The following is a 22,369-nucleotide window of genomic DNA, read 5'->3' as shown; positions in this document are numbered from 1 at the left end:
GAATCTCATGAAATACCAAGACTTAATCCAAGCCTGTCAGCAAGATTGGCAAGACTACACCGAGCATGATTTTGTTAAAATGCTGGCAAACGGCACTCTTGCTCAGCCGTGTTTTCTGCATTACTTGAAACAAGATTTTCTGTTCTTGAAACAGTATGCCCGTGCTTATGCATTGGCGATTTATAAGGCAAAAACACTAGCTGATATGCGCCGTGCTCTGCCAAGTGTTCATGCTCTATTGGATTCTGAAATCTCTCACCACGTGACTTACTGTGGTCAGTGGGGTTTAACGGAATCTGATTTAGAAAACGAACCTGAAGATTTCGGCACAGTGGCTTATACGCGCTACGTTTTAGACGCGGGTATGACGGGTGATCTTGTTGATCTTTATGCGGCACTGGCTCCGTGTTCAATTGGTTATGCTGTGATTGGTAAAGCGCTGTTAGAAAGCAGTGACACTGTTTTGGAAGGTAATCCATACGCAAGCTGGCTGCAACTATACGGCGGAGAAGAGTTCCAATCTGGCGTGGCAACGGGCGCGGAATACTTCAACCAGCTGCTTGCTGAAATTGATATCAACAGCGAGCGCGGTCAGAACATCGTTCATATCTTCAAAACGGCAACGCGTATGGAAGTGGCTTTTTGGCAGCAAGGTCTGAATGCACTTAATGACTCAACCGCGGCTTAAAGCGACTTTCACGAATAAGGATTTATCCATGCTAACTGAACAAATCATCCAATCGCTGCGCGCAGTACGAGAGCAAAAACCACTGGTTGTGAACATCACTAACTATGTAGTGATGAACAACACGGCCAACGCGTTATTGGCGATTGGCGCTTCGCCTATCATGGCGCACTCACAACAAGAACTGGCTGAGATGATGTCATTCTCTGGCGCGCTTGTGATTAACATTGGCACATTAGACAGTGTTTGGACGCCAAGAATGCGCTTCGCGGTCGAACAAGCTAACGCGAACAATAAGGTTGTGGTTCTTGACCCTGTGGGTTGCGGTGCAAGTACGCTGCGTACTGAGACTTCTCGTGAAATTGCACGTTTAGCCGATAAGCTAATCATTCGTGGTAATGCGTCTGAGATTATCGCGCTAGCGGGTGAGCAAGCACAGAGCAAAGGCGTTGATGCGCTTGATAGCAGTGATGCTGCGTTAGGTGCTGCACAGTGCTTAGTGGCTGAATACGGTGCAAATGTGGTGATATCTGGTGAGACAGATTACGTTGTCACCAAAGACAGCGTGGTGACGTTAAACAATGGACACCAAATGATGCCGTATGTGACGGGTATGGGGTGTACTTTAACTGCATTGACGGGTGCTTTCGCGGCTGTTGGTGATGATAGTGGTTTAGCTGCAGCAGCGGTATTAGGCGTGGTTGGTGAAATCGCGGCTGAAAACTCTCGCGGCCCAGGTAGCTTGCAAATTAACTTGCTTGATGAGTTGTACCAGTTAGATGAAGAGACTCTGATTCAACGATTGAAGATTCAGTAGGGTTAACCGAACTCTAAGCCACAAGCCTAACTTAAATCTCTTTAGATAAAGAAAAGCCCCCGACACTTATGTGCTGGGGGCTTTTTATTATTGCTTTGGAACTGTGCCAGCTGTGTATGGACTAGCTGGCTAGGTTCTAAATCGATTCACTTGGCTCTCTAGGTGGTGAGCAACCTCAGTTAAGTCGCTGGCTGCACCTGAAATGCTGCTGACTGATTCTTGGTTACTTTGCGCGATGGTGTTTGCACCTTGCGCGTTCTCACCGAGTGATTTAGTGAGACGATCCTGCTCATCAACTGACACTGCGATTTGGCTGTTGGCTTGGTTCAGGTCTTGGATGTGTTGATTAATCACATGTAAATTCTGAGAAGCTTGCTGCGCCTGCGTTGAAGCGTCTGAAACCGTGCTGTGGCTCTCTTTGATAGACTCTAACGCATCTTTAGCGCCACGTTGTAGTGAGGTGATGAGCTCATCAATCTGGCTAGCAGAGTCTTGGGTACGTTTAGCGAGCGTTCTTACTTCATCGGCTACTACTGCAAATCCGCGACCTTGTTCACCTGCGCGCGCAGCTTCAATAGCCGCATTCAATGCCAACAGGTTGGTCTGCTCAGAAACGCCTTTGATTACTTCAAGAATGGCACCAATGTTCATCGACTCTTTGTGTAGGTCAGTCACTTTCTGGCTGCTGACCTGCATGCTTTCATCGGCGCTGCCAATTTCATGCAGTGTTTTGTCTACTTCTTTGAGTCCCATCGCCACATTCTCGGTTGCTTGGTTAGCAACTTGAGACGCGTGGTTAGCACTTGCAGCAATTTCTGATGTGCTGGAAGCCAATTGATCAACGGCAGAAGAGATATTTATCATCTCGCTATTCAATTGTGTTGCGTTGGTCGAGCTGTTATTGGTCACTTGATTGAGTGACTCCGACATCTCACCAATACGCACGCTAGAACGGTTCACTTGGCCAACAATATCGCGCAGAGATTCAATGGTGATCTCCATATTAGTCAGCAGTTCGCCAATCTCATTTTTGCTCTCAATGTTCACTTCCACATTCAGGTTGCCCTGAGAAAGCTCGTTGGTGATCTGTTTAACTTGTGCGATGCCTTTAGTAATAGAGCGAGTCACCAACACGGCGCTCGTCATGCCAATAACTAAAGCCACACCCGTCAGCAATATGATGATTTGAATCGAGCGCTTTTCGCTGGCTTGCAGTTCTGGTGTTAATGCTTGTTTCTGTTGTTCTAGAATGCTCTGAGCATCAGCTACCGAAATCGCTAAGCTGTCACCAATAGAGGCGAGGGTAGCGGTTCTTTGCGTGTTCTCAATCATCTGTTGATGAACTTGCTCAAAGCCCTTCGCGTACGCTTCCCGTTGGTTAGAGAAATCTTCAATCAATTCACTTTGATAAGGAGATGATTTAAGAGACTCAATATCGCCCTCGATACCTGGCAGAGCATATTCAAAGATGTCTTTACCGGCTTCGTAGGTTTTGAGGTCGTTGTTGTTCGAGTAACTCAGTACAGTGATCTTGGCGGCGAGGAAGTTCTCCATCAACATGCCCGCATATAAGCTCGCGTTTGGATCGTTGTTGTTGTAAGACTCATACAACAAGCTCTGCGCGGCTTTTAGTGCGTTAGTTTCTCGTGTGACCATCTCAACGTTGACCAGTTGGTCAATGAGCAGTTGGCTCTGTTTCATTGATCCATAAGCCGCATCAAAAGCTGCAACGCTGTCTTGCACTAATTGCAGGCTCGACAAGCTATCAGTATTGGTGGTGGTTTGGATTAAGTTGTTCAGCAGTTCATCAATCGCAAGTTTGCTCGATTGATAATTCGCTTCGTATTGATCATCCAATGACTCTAAGTAACGTTCAGAAGCTAAACGCATCTGAAGAAAGTGCACTTGAATGTTGCCTGACAATGTCGCCTTGTGGCTGAGTTCACTGTACTGGCTAAAGCCGTTCGACAAGGTTTGAATACCTTTGTAACTCACAAGGCCTGAAATGACGAAAAAGAGCAAGCAGATGGCATAACCCAGCTTGATCTTGAGCGCTATAGAAAGGTGGCGCATAACTATCCCTATATTTACCTGATTCCTTCATAGGGGAGTATTTCATAAAACAGCATTCTGGGCATGCTAAAGCGAATAGTTTGTGTAATAAGTAACGCTTTTGTTAGAAAAATCGGGTTTTTCGACATGCTTTCAACGAGTTGCGTATTTGAATTCAACCGCCTAACTTAAGGAATTAAGTGCTAACTTCCATGCATAGGATGTGATTTGTCGGTAAAATGGTAGAAAACCAATTTTAGAAATCGACTTCAAAGGTACGCGATGAACCCTTATAAACTTTATCTGGTGACTGACGACCAACAAGATCTAGAAACGCTTAAATTCGTGGTTGAACAAGCGGTTGCTGGTGGCGTCACTATGGTTCAAGTAAGAGAAAAACATGGGGACGTAAGAGCCTTCATTGAACGAGCACAAGCGGTTAAGTCGATTCTGGCTGGCTCAGGTGTGCCGCTGATCATTAATGATCGAGTCGATGTGGCATTAGCCGTTGATGCCGATGGTTTGCATCTGGGGCAATCGGATATGCCTGCGGAGTTAGCACGTCAGTTGATTGGTCCGGATAAGATTCTTGGGTTATCAATTGAAACTGAACAGCAGCTAAAACAAGCAGATAGTTTGCCGATCGATTACATTGGTCTCAGTGCGATTTTTGCCACACCGACCAAGACGAATCTAAAGAAACATTGGGGTTATGAAGGCATTCAAATGGCTTTGGAAACAACGAAGTTGCCGATTGTGGGTATCGGTGGAATCAACGAGTCGAACATTCCGCAGTTGGTTAACACAGGTATTCATGGATTAGCCTTGGTCTCAGCGATATGTCACGCTGAAAGCCCAAAACAAGCGACGCAGGAACTGCTATCTCTGATGGGAGAGTGAAGGGGAGTAGAACTAGAAAACAAATGAGGTTGGTCATCTGTTTTCTAGTGAAAGCACAAGCACGGAGTCGTGCTAGATGTGCTTATCGATAGGGTATCTAAGCTGCTCTATCTAACACATCGTTTGGTCTATTGAATGCAAAGCGCAACCGTGCCGATGACCATAAGAACGATCGCAGCGTACCAACCGTATTGTGCTGTTTTATCAGCCACAAACACCTTAATGTAGTTGATCTCTTCATGCGCCATTGCGATGAAGTCCGTGTAGTTAATCGATAACTCACGGCTAGCTTCTTTTAGGTCTTGTTGAAGCTTGTTGAAAGACTCATCGATGAAGCCCTTTGTTTCCGAAGCAGACGGAGTAGCAACCAAAGTTAAGCTATTCCAAACTGCCATACGCGATTCATATTCGCTTTCACTGACACAATTAAGTACGCGTAAATCATACTCTCGTTTGTTACGCTCTTTACCCACTTTCTCAGGGCAAATATTTCTTAAAACGTTCACGACAAATTTTCCAAAAGGTTCATTTAGATATAAAAAAGCACTCAAAGAGCGCTCATAAACTGGGTGCGAATTAATATTCAAAAAGTGATCTATTTGAAACCGATATAAGCAACGGCAAGGCTGAGCGCTTATCTGGGAGATTTGAAGTTGGGTCAGTGGTGTTAAAGAGCGATTTGGGCCTGTCTATATTCGTTTGAAAAGACAAACCCGTTGGGATCGCAGTGTAGTTATGTCACTTTGGGACATCAACTAGGGTGTTTTATCCACACGACAAAGATATTTATCGGCAAGATAAGCAGAAATGAGGTAGCGGTGGTGTGTTCCATGCCGATATTGAATCTCAATTGACGATGTTTTGAAAATGGAGATGTTTTGTAAACAGGGGAGGCTAGTTGGCTTGCCATTGATTGTACTGCAGTGAGTGCCCCTTAAGCTGCTCAATAAGGCTGGTGAGAACTGGGCCGTTGATGTGGCTGCGAGACACCAAACATCCCACTGGAGTAATCCAACCACCATGCTCGTGCGAAACAGGCAACGCCACAATATCGCCTTTTTGAATGCCTTCCATCACCATCATCTCGGGCACATTTGCCCAACCCACGTTTTGTTCAACGAGATCAACAATGTTCTTGTGGTTGTTCGCATACCAACGCATCGAGCTAATACCATAGGTGAACCACAGTTCGCGCTGCTTTGAGCTGCGATGCACACATTGGCGATAGCGCTTTAGGTCTGAGTCTTGTACAACGGACATGCGACTCAGTTCGTGAGTGGCAGAGCTAACAGTTAGGAAACGCGCTTGGCCCAGCAAAAAGAAATCCATATCGACCTTCAGTTCGCCATCCGCGTAGATGATGCCAATCTGTGCATTTCCTCGTCTTACTAGGTCTTCAACATCAAAGGTTGAGGTGGTAATGATATCGAAGTGTGTGATTGGAAATTGATCGGCGAGTGAGCTGATTATCTTAATGAAGTTCTTATCTATGATGCTTTCATCAACCGCAATGATCAGTTCGTGCTCATCTTCTTGGGTCAGCGATTCTACTTTTTGATCGAAGTACTTTTGCTGGTCAAGAATGGACTTAGCCACAGGCAATAACGCTTTACCTTTGCTGGTTAAAACGGGGATGTTTTTCTCTCGGTTAAACAGCTCTTGGTCAATGGCAATTTCGAGGTTGGCTATCGATTGGCTTACCCCAGACTGAGCTCGTTTCAGTTTGCGAGCGGCGGCAGAGAAAGAGCCACTTTCACACACCGTGACGAAGACTTTTAGTTGCTCAAAACTGTACATGTTATCTCTCGCTCAATACCAAAGGGGGTAATAACTCCTAGGCTATCACTATTCGTGATGGCTGTTAACTTTCTCTTATTATTTCAGGTGACATAATCTCGACCAATCCAACACGTAATAGATTATTTAGAGGAATGTATGAGTACGTTAGAAAGAGTGTTCCACTCTGTGTTATTTGAAGTACTGGCCGTAACACTATCAATTATAGGCTTAGCGATATTTACTGATCATGATGTGAATGCCTTATCAGGAACCATGATAGTTGTTGCGACCATCGCGATGATTTGGAACTACTGTTTCAACCGCATTTTTGATCGCTACTTCACGGGTGAAAAATCTAAGCGTTCACTCAAGTTACGTGTTTTTCATGTTGTGCTATTTGAGGCAGGCTTGCTGGTGGCGACAATCCCTGTGATGGCATACTTACTTAACGTGGGGTTATGGCAGGCATTTTTGATGGACATCGGCGTGACCATTTTTATTACCATTTACGCGTTTGTGTTTAATCTGATTTATGACCATGTTCGAGCATTCTGGGTACGCAGAGGGGAGCTAGCCGTTCAGTAATCTACCAAGTCAGTAAACACGAGCTTGGCCACTAACCGTTTGTTTATTCGTTATTTTGACGGAGATATTCGGTTAGTAGGCCTAGGTAACCCGGCACTGGTTGGCATTCAAAGTGGCGGTCTCGAATCTTTTCAATCTCTTCCGCTTAATAGTTAGTGTAACCCTATGCACTTATTGTTCGATATGTAATTTGAATTTGTATGTGTCGTAAAATGGTAAATATCTTAATTAAAACTTAGCCATCATAGTCATTCGCCCATCACCAGAGCAAACTATGAACAAGTTAAGTTATGACCGAAAAATGCCGCTATACGTGGTGTCTGCACTTGTCCTCAATATGGCATTTAGCTTGTGGTTGCTGAGTATTGCTTCTACGCCAGCCATGTTTTTTTCGGTGTGTGCGTTGTTTTTACTTAGCACTCTTATTACCGCACGCCTTTATCGACATGAAATGGCTCAAAGCAAGAATAACTTGTCGGAAGCGATCATTGATGGTGTCGCAGGTTTTATTGTCCTCGATAGTCAATTGAGGGTCATACAAGTGAATCAACAATTCTCTCGGGTTTCAGGTTATGCCTTTGACCAAGTCGAATCTCGTCCGATTTCTGATCTCTGTTTTATGAATAACAGCAGCCTAATCACGACCATTACTCGCTCACTGAAGGAAAACCAGAGATGGAAAGGTGAGTTGAGTGGCGTCAGTCGACTTGGTGAGCAGTTTACCGTAAACGTTGTGGTGGAAAAGCTAACTGAAATTCTGCCGCACAATAACAAGTACGTGGTGACCTTTACGGATATTAGCCGACGCAAGATATTGGAGCGTCGATTAAGAATGCTGGTGGAAACGGATTCACTGACAGGGTGCTGGAATCGACGCCGCTTTGATAACGACTTAAAACATTATTCTAACCTGGCAGAGCGTTATGGTTACACACATTCCTGTTTGGCGTTAGTGCATGTGTTTTTCCCTGAGCCTAAATCGGCGTTCTCTGGCTTCGCTGCTGCGCCACTCGAAAAGAAACAGCGTTGGTATGCGGCCTTTAGAGCGATGATTATCTCCTATCCAGTGGTGTGTTTTTTCTTTATTTTTCAAATATCTGAAGCTTTGCTGACAATGATGTTCATTGCGTTGTTATCGTTGATGATTACGTCAGAGAAGTCGATAAAGTTGAGCGCTTTTCTGGTGATAAGTAACGGTATCGGGGGATTGCTGGCGATTGCTGCTTTTTCAATTCTTTCTATAGTACCCAACATTGTCTTCTATTCTTTGTTTATAGGACTTATTGCCATTCTTATGGCTACCAAGATCTACACGGTTCCCGAAAAAGCACCTATTTTCGCCACTGCATTTAGTACGTTGCTCGTACTTGTTGGTAGCACATTGATGAGCTCCGGTGATATCGATAGCAACACCCTTATACGCATATTCCAATTAGTGTTAATTGGCATATATATGATTTTGGCTTCTCTATTCCTAGAAACACGGAATTGGAAGTTCCTACAAAATCAGCCTTAATTTTGTCTAACAAGGACGTCTCATGAAGTTAACCGATGATTTTTCAAAACAGGCGATAGACGCTGCCATCAAGATCGCAGCGATTGCCATGCTCGTGTATTGGTGTTTTTCGATTTTGCGCCCATTCATTCTTTTGGTGATATGGGGTGCGATCATTGCGACTGCGTTGTATCCAGTGGCGGTCGCCATTTCAAATAAAACCGGGATGTCGAAAGGTAAAGCCAGTGCATTGCTGAGCTTTATTGGTGTGATTCTTCTATTTATTCCTTTGGCGGCGCTTTCTTCTGGTATCTACACCAGCGCGACTGACCTGATGACAGGCCTTCAAGATGGCACATTGTCATTGCCTAAACCGAAAGAGTCCTTACAAGATATTCCATTAATAGGGGAAAAGGTTTATTCAACCTTGGTTGCCGCCTCGAACAATATTGAAGGCACTTTCATAAAGTATGCAGACGAAGTTAAACAGTTCGCGACGAAAGCCGCTTCTGTTCTTGGCTCGTTAGGTGGTGGCTTCATTCAGTTCATTATCTCTACCATCATTGCTGGTGCATTCATGAGCAATGCGGATAAATGCAAAACTGGTGTGACTCACTTAGTGGCGCGTTTAACGGGCGGTAAAGGTGAAGAATTGGTAGAGCTTTCTAAATCGACCGTGCGAAGCGTTGTGCAAGGTGTGATTGGTGTGGCTGTGATTCAATCCATGATGTCGGCAATCGGTTTGGTGATTGCAGGCGTTCCTGCGGCTGCGTTTTGGGCGCTAGCTGTGCTGCTCATTGCGATAATCCAACTGCCACCGATTCTTGCTCTATTACCTGCGATCATCTACATGTTCAGCGTTGAATCGACACTGGCGGCGAGCTTGTTCTTAGTGTGGTGTATTTTAGTGAGCGGCAGTGACGCTATCTTGAAGCCAGTACTGCTGAGCCGTGGCTCTCACATTCCAATGTTGGTAATTCTATTGGGTGCGCTGGGCGGAATGGCGATGTCAGGCATCGTCGGTCTGTTTGTCGGTGCTGTGATACTGAGTTTAAGTTATGAGCTGATGATGGCGTGGCTTGGACTTGAAGAGAAAAATCAACAAGAAACTGAGAAAAAACCTGCAGAGGTCGAGGGAAAATAGATGAAGCCAGTCTCTAAAGACGACAACTTCTACTTCTTATTCTATGCGCTGTTGGTGTTGTTTTTTGGTTGCGCGGTGATGCAGCAGTTTTATCCGCAAGGCCAGAAAACAATCCTATTTCTTATCATTATTACGTTGGCGAGTTCAATTGCCGGTATTCATAAAGAGCGAGCCTTGTATCGCTCTTGGTACGGGCTGTTATTGATTACGGCGCTCGTGTCTGGCGTGTTTTCATTTTTGGAAGGCTATAACCTGTCGATAGTGACGCTATCGGCGTTGGCTGTGTTCTTGTTTTCACACATTTACTCGGCGTTGAAGCAGGTGATGAAAGCCAAAACGGTGACACCCAATCACATCATCGGCTCAATCTGTATCTACTTGTTGTTAGGGTTTGCTTGGTCGACCATCTACTTGTTAATTTTAGAGATCTTTCTGAATGCCTTTAACGGGTTAGAAGAGCAAGTCTGGTTAACGAACTTGTTCAATGCGATGTACTTTAGCTTCATCACCTTGACCACAGTTGGTTACGGCGACATATCACCAGCTCTACCTATTGCTCAATTCTTCGTGTTTATGGAATCCATTATCGGCAGTTTTTACTTAGCTATCATGGTGGCGAGTTTGGTGAGCATTCGACTTGCACAGTCTCAATCTTAAGTGCAATCTTTTTCATTTAAGTACCTGTATAAGTTAGAAGTCTGTTTTGTTGGAACAGGTGTAGTATGGATTTTAATCGATGATCAGTTTTACCATTTAACGCCATATGGATTAATAAGTAACCAAAAGATAACGTATTGAGAGAATTTAAGTACGCACCTAGATATAACCTATCAAGTTACCGAAAAAACGAGGTTATATAGTGGTATGATCGCGGGCTCAGCACCATAAGTGATAAAGAATAGGAAACAGAATGACTCACCTTACCGAACAGCAAGAAGCTGCAATGGCGACGTTTAAGGAAAACTTACACCTTCCAAACGGTGGTTTTCATAAACTGATTATCGAGCTAAGTAAGGAGTATCAGTTGCCTTTCCAAAAGGTGCGTGCGGTTTTAAAGAAAGCTCAAAAAGACGTTGAACGACAAATACGAGAAGACTTTACCAGCGTTGATGACACAGTACTGAGCCAAGCGAATTGGGTAAATATCATTAAGTCGAAGCTTGTTGAGTTAGCGGAAGAAAACCAAACGGTTATGGATAAGCTGCAACAAAACCTGAAGTATCAAAAAGTGTTGTCGGCAACCGAGGGTTCAATCGCAAGCGAAGACGAACGTGACGAGTTGATTGAAGAGTTGATTCAAGCTTATGAGCAAGAGGTGTTCAAACCGTTACTGGCGATGTTGCATACAACGAAGCTGTATTGGAAGTTAATGCTGGTGGATGAGACATGTAAGATGAATGAGGAGAATCGTGAGAAGTTCAGTGATTACCCTCAACACATGCAAGCTGCAGAACACTTATATACTCTTGATCAGAAGTTAAGGTCGATGCCGTTAACTTATTAGTCCATGAATGCACTGATAATGACTCAATGGTGATTCAGAGTTTGATATAAGTTGGTTTCAATAGAAGTACGATAACCTAGCTAGCGTTAGCCGCGTGTGAAATGCAAAAAGGCTAGGTTTCAGATCTGTTTTACTTCTACTCTATTTTGTTCTGCTAGAGCGAATTGAGGGTGACATCTTTTACATCTTTGGGACTAGATGGTGTTTCTTTTGTAGCCTTTGGGAAATGCTATAGGAGTGTGAAATGTCCTAGGGTGTTTCCGTTGCCTGAAACGATAGTTCCGATGCTTTCTCGTTCATTAAATTCAAAGTCGATGAGATAGCTGTGATGTTGTAGCTTGGGCAATATGTGGCGGTGGAGTATATCGCTATTGAGCTGTCGAATCTCGGTGACCCATGAAATCTCTTCTTTGTGTAAATCTATTTTAATCTTGAGCATTTATTACCTTTTAGTTTATTGACTGTTTTTTCGCGTGATAGTTGGTACCAATGGGTTTGTCGTGTTGTTCTGCGTGACATAACTGTGCCTTGTGTTTATTACATTTGTATTTAAGTGCTCGATCTATTCTGACTTCGCTGACAAAAGAGCAAATGACGATAGATCGGTAGTAGGATCGAATTTAAAAGCTATTGAATGACTATCTGGGTGAAAGCTGACGCAGAGATGGTGTAACGAGGGAATCGAGAACTGTCTATGTGGAACTTGGACTTACTTTAGCATTAACAGCTCTATAGATTAGAGCCAGGTGGCGAACTATACGCCTAGTTTTCAAAATTACAACCCTATTTCAATTAAATTCAAAAATATTTTTGGGTGATTTACCATCGGTTACTGAAGGTTAAATGAGCGAAGGTCAGGGATTTGACCATGATATCTGACTGAGTCTTGGCTTTTCAGCTGTTCGTATTCGTTGTCATTAGTGGGTTTAATTGATCAGCTAATTTGGTGATGATTAAGTCTCTGTTGTATATGATCTTTACATTGTAAATTACAATCCATGATTTTGGGGTTCAGCGTTGTAATTACAGGGTTTTTGGGTGCTTTCCCCATCTGTTTTTTTTCTTCAGGTTGATGAGTATTTTCCTCTTCGCGTCTTTTTGATATTTCTGATTCCTAATACCTCTCCTGACTACGCAAAATATGAATACTCACTTTTACATTTCTGAATAATAAAGTTGTTGTATCGCCAATTTAGTGCAAATATAATTGATAATAGTTCTCACTTGCGTTACAAGTTTGTTGTCAATCCAATGACAGACTTTAAATTATCGTTATTTAGCAGTTGTGTACGCCCCATGCTCGTCTATGAGTAATGTGACTTTCATTGTCATGAGTGGTGGTTAGTATCAATGGCAAAGGAAGAAACATGAAGAAAACAATCAATTCAGTTCGCCAGTTGTTAAGCGGGCTTGCCATCGTTCTTGCATCATCATTACTGATGACCGCTCAAGCGAAAACCGTGACCATTGAACACGTAAAGGGCACGGTGCAGTTTACTGAAGTACCACAGCGCGTTGTGGTACTTGGCTTTGGTAGCTTGGATGTGCTTGATCAAATTGGTGTACAGCCAGTTGGTGCGCCTCATAGCTTGCTGCCCGATTACCTAGCTTCGTACAAAGAAACGACAGCAAATACAGGATCATTGAGTGAACCTGATTTTGAAGCTATCTACATGTTGAAGCCTGACATCATTATCGCGGAAAACCGCATGCTTAAGGTTTACGACAAGCTGGCACAAATCGCTCCAACGGTCATGTTCTCTATTGAAGGTGATAAATACTGGGCTGATGCTCAGCAAAACTGGCGCGCGCTAGGTGACATCTTTGGTAAGCAAGCTGAAGTAGAAGCGATCATCAAAGAGACTCAAGGGTCTATCACTGCGGTAAACGACAAAGTCGCGTCTGACGAAACTTCAGCAATGATGCTGATGAACAACGGCAACAACATTGCGATGTTCAATAAGGGCAGTCGCTTCTCGATCATTTTTGATGATTTTGGTTTCGAGGAGTCAAAGAGTGCGACAGTGGCTCCAATTAAAGGGACTCACGGCAACCTAATCTCGTTCGAATACATTGCTGACGCAAAACCTGAAGTGCTTTACGTTCTTGACCGCGAAAAAGCGATCGGTAAATCAGAAGGTCGCGCACAACAGCTGTTTGATAACCCATTAGTTGCGGCGACACCTGCAGCGCAGCAAGGCAACATCGTTTACCTTGATTCAAGTGCTTGGTATTTGGCTGGTGGTGGCGTGACAGCGATTCACAGAATGTTGGGTGATATTGAACGAACGATTCAATAGTCATCAATCATCATATTTTGGGGCTTATAAGAGCGTTCTTATAAGCCCTTTTTCACTTTTCATACGGACTCAAAGAGCCCTACCTTTAGTATTATTTCTATGTTGAAACCCATTGCAGCTGCTGTATTTCTTGTTGTGTTATGCGTTATTTCATTGATGATTGGAGTCGCTGAGATCAGTTTTAGCGACTTCTTCAATGGCAACCAACACGCCAACTCTATTTATGTTGTTAGTCGAATCCCTCGACTGTTCGCGATTGTACTTGCCGGTGCGGGCTTGAGTGTCGCTGGCTTGATCATGCAACAGATCGTGCAGAACAAGTTTGCCGCGCCTTCGACGATGGGCACCATTGACTGCGCCATGCTTGGGTACATAGTCGGTATTCTGGTTCTGGGCAATGCAGCGCAATGGAGCTACTTAGGCTTTATCTTCGCGTTTGCAGTGTTTGGCACCATGCTATTGGTCCGTTTTCTACAACACCTGAAGTTCAAGAATGCGGTGTTGGTGCCTTTGATTGGCATTATGTATGGCAACGTTGTTTCGTCTCTAACAACCTTTATTGCTTATAAGTACGACTTAGTACAAACCTTGTCGGCATGGACAATGGCGAACTTTGCGAGTGTGTTGCAAGGCAGCTATGAAATTCTTTACCTCGCAGTGCCTGCTTGTGTGTTGGCTTACTACTTCGCGAGTCAGTTCAGTGCGGCGAGTATTGGCGAGAGCTTTGCGAAAAACATCGGCTTGAATTACCAGAAGATCGTCTTCATTGGTGTTGCATTGGTCGCTATCTGTGCCTCTTCTGTAGTGATGATCGTCGGTGTTATCCCATTTCTTGGCCTTATCGTGCCGAATATCGTGTCGTTGATGATGGGCGATAACATGAAGAAGATTCTGCCTTGGACAGCCTATTGGGGCGTGATCTTGGTATTGGTTTGTGACTTGTTAGCTCGAATCGTCATCTTCCCTTATGAGATTCCAATCTCGATGGTAATCAGCATCTTTGGTGGCTTGATTTTTATCTACCTAATCATGAGAGACAAGTCGAATGCGTGATTCAGTAAAAATTGCGATTCTGGCCATCGCGTCTTTGTGTATGGCGGCTGTATTTGTGGGGCAGGGACTTACGTGGGATAACTATGAGTTCTTCTTGTCTCTGCGACTACCTAAACTACTGTCAATTGTGTTGGCGGCGGTGGCGATTTCTGCATCGTCATTGGTGTTCCAAACTATTACTAATAATCGAATTCTAACCCCATCCATCTTGGGCTTTGATAGTTTGTATATGCTGGTTCAAACGGTACTTCTGTTTGTGTTTGGCAGTGCTAGCTTCTGGGTGATTGATTCAATCGCAAACTTTTCGATGTCTGTAACTGTGATGATCTTGTTCTCGTTTGCTCTGTTCCATTTCTACTTTAAGAGCAAGCGAAATAACGTTTTCACACTGCTTTTAATAGGCATCGTGTGTGGCAGCGTATTCTCGAGTTTAGCGAACTTCCTTGCGATGTTGATTGATCCCAATGAATTCGCGGTGCTGCAGAATGTGATGTTCGCAAGCTTCAATAACGTGAAAGGCGAACTGGTTTACCTTAGCCTTATTCCATTAGGTTTGAGCTTGCTTGGCCTGTGGTTGTTAGCGCCTAAGCTTGATGTACTTTGGCTTGGTGTTGATAACGCAACAAGCTTGGGTGTGAACACAAAACGACTGACTCAGATTACTTTGGTGATTGTGTCAGTGATGGTCGCGGTATCGACGGCTTTGGTTGGCCCAGTGCTGTTCTTTGGTTTAATCACCGTGAGCTTAGCTCGCCAGATATTCCGATCTTATCAGCATCGTGTGCTTATCATCGCAAGCAGCTTGTTAGCGATCGTTTTATTGGTTTCTGGCCAATGGTTTATCGAAAAAGTGATGGCGTTTGAAACCACTGTGAGTGTGATCATTAACTTGGTCGGCGGTTTGTATTTTATGTTCTTGTTGTTACGCACCAGAATTCAGTAAAGGTAGTAAGTTGTGATTAAATTAACAGGTTTAAGTAAGAAGTATGGCAAGTCACTCGTGGTTGATGATGCCAGTGCTATGTTCCCGAAAGGCGAAGTGACTTCTATCATTGGCCCAAATGGTGCGGGTAAAAGTACGCTGCTTTCTATGGCGAGTCGCTTAACAGACAGTGACGCCGGTGAAGTAGTCATTGGCGATAAGTTACTGGCTGAGTGGGATACCAAAGAGCTAGCCAAGCACCTTGCCGTCTTAAGACAGTCAAACAACATCAATATGCGATTTACGATTCGTGAGTTGGTCTGTTTTGGTCGTTTCCCACATTCTCAAGGTCGCTTGAAAGACGAAGATCATCAGATCGTCGACACAGCATTGGAGCACCTTGGCATTACCGACATTCAAAACAAATATCTTGATGAGTTGAGTGGCGGTCAGCGTCAAATGGCGTTTATCGCGATGGTTGTGGCGCAAGATACAGATTACGTGTTCTTAGATGAGCCTCTGAATAACCTAGATATTAAACACTCGGTTGAAATCATGCAGACGCTGCGTCGCCTAGCGCATGAGTTTAATAAAGCGGTGGTGATCGTGATTCACGACATCAACTTTGCTTCTTGTTACTCAGATAACATTGTGGCGATGAAGAAAGGTAAAGTGGTTAAGTCGGGTAAGGTTTCGGAAGTGGTTGAAAAATCAGTAATGGAGTCAATCTACGAGATCCCATTTGAGATTCGTGAGTTCGATGGTGTTCGAATCTGTATGTATTATTCTGGTCGTTAGATTACTGAATAACTCGGTTGTTTTGCTTTCTAGCCGTTGAACGAAAAGAGCTCCCATATGAGGAGCTCTTTTTGTTTTCGGATAGTATCTGTGTTGTTAGTGAAATGTTGCAATGCAAAGGTGATTCCCCTTGTATAATAATAACTTAACTGACGTAATATTGACTGGTCGTACTTCTAATAACGCCAGTTTGAAGTCACTCACAGATCTACTCTTCATTTTTGAAAATCAATTGCTTTTTTTCTGCTTAACCTCTAAAAACCGTTCTACACTAGGGTTATAACTGTTTGATTTGTATAAGAGGTATCAATGAGTCGGAAACCCATAGTGTTAGTCGTGGATGACACCCCAAGTAACTTGGATGTGTTAACGGCAATACTCAAAGATACTTATCAAGTGAAAGTAGCGATTAACGGCACAATTGGTATCAAAATTGCGAAGATGGTGCCGCAGCCAGACCTTATCCTCCTTGATATCATGATGCCTGACATCGATGGTTACGAGGTGTGCCGCCAACTTAAAGCTCAGCCGAATACGGCTCACATTCCTATCATTTTCGTGACCGCCACAATTGGTCCAGAAGCCGAAGTAAAAGGGCTCTCCTTGGGGGCTGTCGATTACCTAACCAAGCCGATAACCCCTGCAATTGCACTCCAGCGTGTGAAAACGCATATCGCACTTTATGACCAACAACGCGCGTTGTTTAGTCAGGTAAAAGAGAAAACTCAAGAGATCAATCTCGGTAAGCTAGAAACACTGAACATACTGGGTAGAGCTGCTGAATTTAAAGACAATGAAACAGGCATGCACGTTAAGCGTATGAGTCACTACTGTGAAGTGCTAGCTAAAGCCTTGGGAATGACTGACGAAGATGCCGAGACGTTGCGTGATGCAGCACCAATGCATGATATTGGCAAGATCGGTATTCCTGATAGCGTATTACTCAAGCCGGGTAAATTGGACGCCGACGAGTGGACAATTATGCAAAAGCATGTCGAATATGGTGTTGATATACTTGGTAGGCAGAGTGATTCCAAACTGATGCGTATGGCTATTCAGGTGGCGCAATATCATCACGAAAAATGGGATGGCAGTGGTTATCCAAACCAGATAGCTGGTGAAGGTATCCCATTGGTTGGAAGAATTGCGGCTGTTGCTGATGTGTTTGATGCTCTAACGGCAGAACGCCCTTATAAAAAAGCTTGGAGTGTCGAAGATGCTTTGGCTTTAATCACTGGGCAGAAAGGTAAGCATTTTGACCCGACTATCGTTGATCTGTTTTTCATTAAATTGCCAGAGATTCTAGAGATTAAAGAGAAGTTCAAAGATGAGTGACCTCTGGCAGATGTGGGGTAAGTGGGGTAAGCGTTATGTCATCGCCATAATTTTGTTTGTTGTATTCGTTGTTCGTGCCGCTAGCGTTAACGCTGAGGCTGCTCCGGATCAACAACCAAACCTATGGCAAGATCCTGATCGTGAAATCACGTTTGTTACACTATCCAGTCATTATCCTTACTCATTTATTGGTGATGACGGAAAAGTCGACGGGATTATTCGAGATTGGGCTTACGATCTTGAAGAGCGTTTCAACGTAAAAACCAACTTCATCAGCGTAGATTCTCATGCTGAAGCAAAGCAAGCTTTGTTAGACGGGAAAGGCGATGTGTTTCCGTTTCAACAGTTTGATCCCAGCGAAGGAGGACGTTTCCTTCAAACTGATCCTTATATCTCGTACCAAATTGCCGTCATTCTTCCTACCGAAGATCATCTCAATAATAAAATAGAGCAAGAGGCCAAAAGGCGAATTGCCATGGTTCGAGAAAGCATCGACCTAAAGCGATCTGGCGTGCAGCTTAGTTCGATTGAGAGAGTTGAATTCGATACGGCCATTGATGCTATTCGTGCATTAGAAGATGGGTCGGTTGATGGCTTACTGGCTGAACCTGTAACCACCATGGATCTTGCTCATAAAAGCGGAGTCGAGAATTTAGCGGTCAACCATGTACTTGATCGCTGGAAGAACATCAAAGCAGCCATGGTTATTCGTTCAAACGACAATGAGCTGCTTAACTTATTGAATCAACAGATTGCAACGTTTGATATCAGTAAAAAGAACCGCATTTTATCTAAATGGTTAGATGACTCGCCTTATCGCTCTCCCATTAAAGGTGTATTTGGATTCGGCAACCCGCCTTACATGTATCCAGACAGTACTTCTGTTGGCTTAGAGCATGACATTATGCAAAGGGCATTGAACGATATGGGGTATCGATTGGGTGACGTTGTCACTTTGCCTCGTACTGCAGCTCGTCAAGCTATCGATAACAACAACTCAATATCATTTGTTTCTGGCGTTCAACTTGATGACTCTTCATTGCACTTTGTCAGTGACAAGGTGATGGATGTTGATTTTGTGCCAGTGTCATTAAAGAGGCGTAAGCTGGATTTGAAGTCGGCAAAAAATTTGTCCTTAGGTGCATTGTTGTTCGATGAAACATCGCCGATTAAAAACTCCGTAGAAGTGTTGGAAAGCCAATTGAGCATTGATCGGATAGATGATCTCGACAGCTTAGAGTCGGCGTTTTCCCAACTGAGAGCTCAAAATGTTGATCTCCTGATGGTAGAAAGGCGCGTATTAACCTGGTTTGTCACCAATACCCGGTTTATTGAAATGCGCGAGATTCAGATCCATGAAGATTATAAAGTCAGTTATCCCATCTACGTGGATTTCAGGGGGGCTGAGCTAAGAGACCGCTTCAATGCCGCATTGGCAAACCTGAAAAGGGAAGACGGGGAGTTTGAGCCAATTCTTAGAAGACAAATTAAGAACGACCTGACTCCGGTTCTGAAGAAGGCCGATATTATTGCTCAAATCTCAGCGTACTTTATTGTTAATGATCGCTTTGACGAATTGCCTAAGATTTTTGACATATTTGATGCAGATAATACTTTCATGGTTATTTCGGCACTGGCTGATAATAATAAGCGACCGCTTGAATCTTGGTTCCTAGGAGATGTATCAACGCCATCATTGGACAAGAAAAACACCTCTAAATTGTCATCCGTAACGAAAGGCGTTGGCTATAAAACGCAGACGGGCAGCACCAATGCTGGGTTTATGACGTTCTATTTCGATGTGGATTCCGTGGAAGGAAGTTATGTTTATTTCCCTGCCATTGAGCAGTTTGATTCATTCGGAGATGGTGCAAAACGTTATATTTCAGATGTTTATCAATCGAACAGTTTAGCCGGTGAACTTCTTAATCTTAGTCAAAATGAACGTCAGTGGATAAAATCTCATCCAGTATTGAAAATCGGTATTGATCCTAACTCTTTGCCTTATGAAGCCGTATCGAGCAAAGGGGAATACATCGGCATGATCGATGATTACCTAAAGCTGATCGAGCAGAAAACAGGTTTACGCTTGGAACATGTTGATGTCGGCAGTTGGCAGGAGACTCGACGACTCGTTGACCATAGAAAAGTGCACCTTGTGTCGGCCGCTGTGGAGAATCGTTCGCTTGGCGAGGGCGTGAAGGCGGGTAAGCCGTTATTTTCTAGTCGTTTGGCTATTGCCTCAAGACGAGATGTGAACAGCCTTGTCTTAGAAGAAGCTGCAGGTTGGAAAATAGGTATTTTAGAAGGGGGAGCCAACACAGAAGCTATTGTGGATAGTTACCCTGAGATCAATTGGTCGATGGTGTCATCGACTAATGATGGATTAGAGCTCGTCGAATCGGGTGAGTTTGATGCGATGATTGATACCGTTGACGTCTTAAATTACTTAATCGACTCATTTGGCTATCGAGGAATTGGCATCATCGGTCGGTTAGACTTCTTCCTGTCGCCAACTCTGCATGTCATCAAATCTGAACCTTTGCTGTTGTCTATTGTGAACAAAGCGATAGGCAGTATCTCAGCTGAAGAACACCAGAAGATCTCTGCAAAATGGGCTGCACCCAAAGCGATAGAAAGAGTTGATTATCAATTGGTTTACACCATTTCGGTTTTTTCTCTGGTGATCCTTCTTCTTATTATTTTCTGGAATCGTAAATTAGCGAAGCAGATCAGTATTGCTAAGGAAGCGACCGAAGCTCTGGAAAAGGCGCAGAACCAACTCTACAACATGCTAAATAGCTCTCCAATTGCAGCCAGCGTGGTATTTGAAGAAGAGGTTCGTTACGCGAATGATACGGCGAAACGTTTGTTTGGCGTGGATAATCAGGCGTTGTCTTCTATCGACGTCGCTGCTATCCATGACTCGCTGAGCGTTCGTGATGGCGTGCATAAAGAGCTCGACCTTAACGGTAAAGTTGAAAATAGGGAGTTGGTACTCAGAAAGTCTGATGGAACCCGATTTGTTGCTTTGGTCAGTTACTATCTTTTTGAGATTGATGGGGAAGTCGCCACACTATTTTGGGCATTCGATATTTCAGAAATGAAGCGCCTTAACGAACAATTGGAAGAAGAAAAACAGAGAGCCGATTTGGCGAGCCAAGCTAAATCGGAATTTTTAGCTAATATGAGCCATGAGATAAGAACCCCAATGAATGCCATTATTGGCTTGTCTTATCTGGCGATTGGCGAAATATCTAATCCTGTCGCTCGAAATTATATTGAGAAAGTGCACCGTTCTGGCCATTCGTTACTCGGTATCATCAATGACATCCTTGATTTCTCAAAGATAGAAGCTGGACAACTTGTTATTGATAACGTCCCGTTTGATCCCGTAACGACCTTTAAAGATGTGATTGAGCTGATGGAGTCGAAAGCGGCTGAGAAGCAGCTCAATTTGTCGATGGTCATAGACTCTGAGTTAGACACGCCATTGCAAGGCGATCCATTGAGGTTGTTCCAAGTCATACTCAACCTTGTGGGTAACGCGATTAAGTTTACGGAAAAAGGCAGCGTAGCGTTAACGGTGGAGCATGTTGACTCGAACGACAGCAGCCTAACCATGAGAGTGAGTGTGATGGATACCGGGATAGGCATTTCGGATGAGAACCGTCACAAGCTGTTTGAAGCCTTTAGCCAAGCGGATACCACAACGACACGTCGGTTTGGCGGTACAGGGCTTGGGCTCAACATTAGCCAGAAATTAGTTCATGCGATGGGCAGTCAAATTACGGTAGAGAGTGTTTACGGGCAAGGCAGTGAGTTCTCCTTTGTACTGACATTGCCACGCTCAAGCTCGGATGCGTTAGCCGACTTCAAAGCTCAAGAGTTGCAACTGGATTATCAGATAGAGTTCAAAGGGCAAAGAGTGCTATTGGTTGAAGACAATGAGCTGAACCAAGATCTCGCCTTAGCATTTTTCAGTCGCTCTAAATTAAATGCCGATCTTGCTGAAAACGGAAAGGAAGCGCTGGAGTTAGCTAAAAACAACGACTACGAAATAATCTTCATGGATCTTCAAATGCCGATTATGGACGGCTTTGAAGCTACCCGTTTGATTCGTGAATTCGATATAGATGTACCGATTATTGCAATGTCAGCCAGTGTTTTTGATGATGCGAAACAACGAGCGAGGGCGTCGGGCATCACGGACTTCTTGGATAAGCCTATTGTTATTGATAAAGCGATGTCTCTGATTACTCGATACATTGTTCCTGAGGTATTAGTTGAAGGTAGAACGCATTCAGATGCGATACAGACAGGTGATTCTGATGAGAGTGCGGAATTACACTCTGATACTCACATAAAACCGCCTGTTTTCTCTCAGTCGAGGTTTGAGCAACTGACTTATCATGATGTGAAACTGCAAGCCAAAATGCTTGATAGGTTCTGCAAAGGATCACCAGACATGATGTCGGATGCTTTTGATAGCTTAGTACAAGGCGAATGGGAGACGTTAGAGCGTAATCTACATACCTTAAAAAGCATGGCAGCTTCGATTGGTGGGTTGCGATTGGCAGAGTTACTCAGTGATTTAGAAAGCAAAGCTCATAACAAGGCGTGTGATGAAGAGGATCTTAAACAAGGTGAGCTTGGGTTAATTGAACTGATTAAAGCAGTTGAGATCAGCTTTGATGTGCCTGGTGCCAAAGGATCTAATACGACAAGTTCTGAAGTAGCCGATGTGAGTCTTGCTGATACCTCTGACTCACCGAGCATCACGTCAGAACAGCATGCTCAGTTGCTATCACTGCTGGATGCGTATGATAACGATGCAACTCAATATGTGACTGAGTTACTGGCACAGTATCCACATTCTGTTGTTCTCAAAGATGTTCGAAGTGCGTTAGATAATTATGACTTTGAACGAGCAAAAGAGGGGCTTGGCGCTTCTGAGTAGTTGTCTTTTATAAATATCACTTCAACATTAAAGCCTTTAG

At 43.9% G+C, this 22,369-nt stretch carries 17 protein-coding genes and 2 pseudogenes; 15 read left to right on the top strand and 4 right to left on the bottom strand.

What is annotated here, in order from left to right:
• Positions 1-7: 7 nt before the first annotated feature.
• Both tenA and thiM read left to right on the top strand, forming a co-directional pair.
• On the top strand, positions 8-688 hold the full coding sequence (tenA, locus tag AB4486_RS00220; protein WP_102483227.1) for a thiaminase II: 681 nt from the start codon (positions 8-10) through the stop codon (positions 686-688).
• A 28-nt stretch (positions 689-716) separates the two neighbouring features.
• Entirely contained in the window at positions 717-1,502 is a 786-nt protein-coding gene (gene thiM, locus AB4486_RS00215; RefSeq protein ID WP_372116108.1) for a hydroxyethylthiazole kinase, read from the top strand.
• Between the two features lie 129 nt (positions 1,503-1,631).
• On the opposite strand, the gene AB4486_RS00210 is transcribed toward thiM, so the two are convergent.
• A complete protein-coding gene (locus tag AB4486_RS00210) occupies positions 1,632-3,575 on the bottom strand; it encodes a methyl-accepting chemotaxis protein (RefSeq protein WP_102428987.1) in 1,944 nt (647 codons plus the stop codon).
• 261 nt (positions 3,576-3,836) lie between these two features.
• Between AB4486_RS00210 and thiE the strand changes: the two genes are divergently transcribed.
• On the top strand, positions 3,837-4,454 hold the full coding sequence (gene thiE, locus AB4486_RS00205; RefSeq protein ID WP_372116106.1) for a thiamine phosphate synthase: 618 nt from the start codon (positions 3,837-3,839) through the stop codon (positions 4,452-4,454).
• 128 nt (positions 4,455-4,582) lie between these two features.
• On the opposite strand, the gene AB4486_RS00200 is transcribed toward thiE, so the two are convergent.
• Both AB4486_RS00200 and AB4486_RS00195 read right to left on the bottom strand, forming a co-directional pair.
• Positions 4,583-4,927 (bottom strand): thiamine-phosphate diphosphorylase, encoded by a 345-nt coding sequence (locus AB4486_RS00200; RefSeq protein WP_102429004.1) that lies wholly within the window; start codon positions 4,925-4,927, stop codon positions 4,583-4,585.
• A 421-nt stretch (positions 4,928-5,348) separates the two neighbouring features.
• Complete coding sequence (locus tag AB4486_RS00195) at positions 5,349-6,251, bottom strand: LysR family transcriptional regulator (protein WP_102393602.1); 903 nt, start codon at positions 6,249-6,251, stop codon at positions 5,349-5,351.
• A gap of 138 nt (positions 6,252-6,389) precedes the next feature.
• On the opposite strand from AB4486_RS00195, the gene AB4486_RS00190 reads away from it, so the two are divergent.
• From AB4486_RS00190 to AB4486_RS00165, 6 genes and pseudogenes are all read left to right on the top strand, one after another.
• Complete coding sequence (locus AB4486_RS00190) at positions 6,390-6,818, top strand: PACE efflux transporter (RefSeq protein WP_102428989.1); 429 nt, start codon at positions 6,390-6,392, stop codon at positions 6,816-6,818.
• 274 nt (positions 6,819-7,092) lie between these two features.
• Positions 7,093-7,773 (top strand): annotated as a pseudogene (locus AB4486_RS00185) (PAS domain S-box protein); the annotation flags it as partial.
• A pseudogene (locus AB4486_RS00180) lies at positions 7,768-8,334 on the top strand (hypothetical protein); the annotation flags it as partial. The pseudogenes AB4486_RS00185 and AB4486_RS00180, both read left to right, overlap by 6 nt.
• A 22-nt stretch (positions 8,335-8,356) precedes the next feature.
• Positions 8,357-9,457, top strand: coding sequence for an AI-2E family transporter (locus AB4486_RS00175; RefSeq protein ID WP_017061901.1), 1,101 nt, complete (start codon positions 8,357-8,359; stop codon positions 9,455-9,457).
• Positions 9,458-10,114 (top strand): potassium channel family protein, encoded by a 657-nt coding sequence (locus tag AB4486_RS00170; protein ID WP_372116103.1) that lies wholly within the window; start codon positions 9,458-9,460, stop codon positions 10,112-10,114. It begins immediately after the preceding gene.
• A 253-nt stretch (positions 10,115-10,367) separates the two neighbouring features.
• Positions 10,368-10,961, top strand: a complete 594-nt coding sequence (locus AB4486_RS00165; protein ID WP_372116102.1) for a hypothetical protein — start codon at positions 10,368-10,370, stop codon at positions 10,959-10,961.
• Between the two features lie 229 nt (positions 10,962-11,190).
• Here the strand turns inward: AB4486_RS00165 and AB4486_RS00160 are convergent, their stop codons facing one another.
• Entirely contained in the window at positions 11,191-11,400 is a 210-nt protein-coding gene (locus tag AB4486_RS00160; protein WP_004731601.1) for a hypothetical protein, read from the bottom strand.
• 928 nt (positions 11,401-12,328) lie between these two features.
• Between AB4486_RS00160 and AB4486_RS00155 the strand changes: the two genes are divergently transcribed.
• The 6 genes from AB4486_RS00155 to AB4486_RS00130 all read left to right on the top strand — a co-directional run bounded on the left by AB4486_RS00155 (position 12,329) and on the right by AB4486_RS00130 (position 22,329).
• Positions 12,329-13,261, top strand: coding sequence for a siderophore ABC transporter substrate-binding protein (locus AB4486_RS00155; protein WP_372116099.1), 933 nt, complete (start codon positions 12,329-12,331; stop codon positions 13,259-13,261).
• Between the two features lie 99 nt (positions 13,262-13,360).
• Positions 13,361-14,314: an ABC transporter permease gene (locus AB4486_RS00150; protein WP_017081474.1), complete on the top strand. Its 954-nt coding sequence runs from the start codon at positions 13,361-13,363 to the stop codon at positions 14,312-14,314.
• Positions 14,307-15,257, top strand: coding sequence for an iron chelate uptake ABC transporter family permease subunit (locus AB4486_RS00145; RefSeq protein ID WP_017077496.1), 951 nt, complete (start codon positions 14,307-14,309; stop codon positions 15,255-15,257). The genes AB4486_RS00150 and AB4486_RS00145 overlap by 8 nt, the downstream gene beginning before the upstream one ends.
• A 12-nt stretch (positions 15,258-15,269) precedes the next feature.
• Entirely contained in the window at positions 15,270-16,034 is a 765-nt protein-coding gene (locus tag AB4486_RS00140) for an ABC transporter ATP-binding protein (RefSeq protein ID WP_108093149.1), read from the top strand.
• Between the two features lie 309 nt (positions 16,035-16,343).
• Positions 16,344-17,369: an HD-GYP domain-containing protein gene (locus AB4486_RS00135; protein ID WP_372116097.1), complete on the top strand. Its 1,026-nt coding sequence runs from the start codon at positions 16,344-16,346 to the stop codon at positions 17,367-17,369.
• On the top strand, positions 17,362-22,329 hold the full coding sequence (locus AB4486_RS00130; protein ID WP_372116095.1) for an ATP-binding protein: 4,968 nt from the start codon (positions 17,362-17,364) through the stop codon (positions 22,327-22,329). Before AB4486_RS00135 ends, AB4486_RS00130 begins: the two co-directional genes overlap by 8 nt.
• Positions 22,330-22,369 lie beyond the last annotated feature (40 nt).

The sequence above is a fragment of the Vibrio sp. 10N.222.55.C6 genome (genome assembly GCF_041473395.1).
Taxonomy (GTDB): Bacteria; Pseudomonadota; Gammaproteobacteria; order Enterobacterales; family Vibrionaceae; genus Vibrio; species Vibrio crassostreae_C.
Note: the sequence above shows the minus strand (reverse complement) of the source record. Positions and strands in the feature narration are given on the sequence as shown.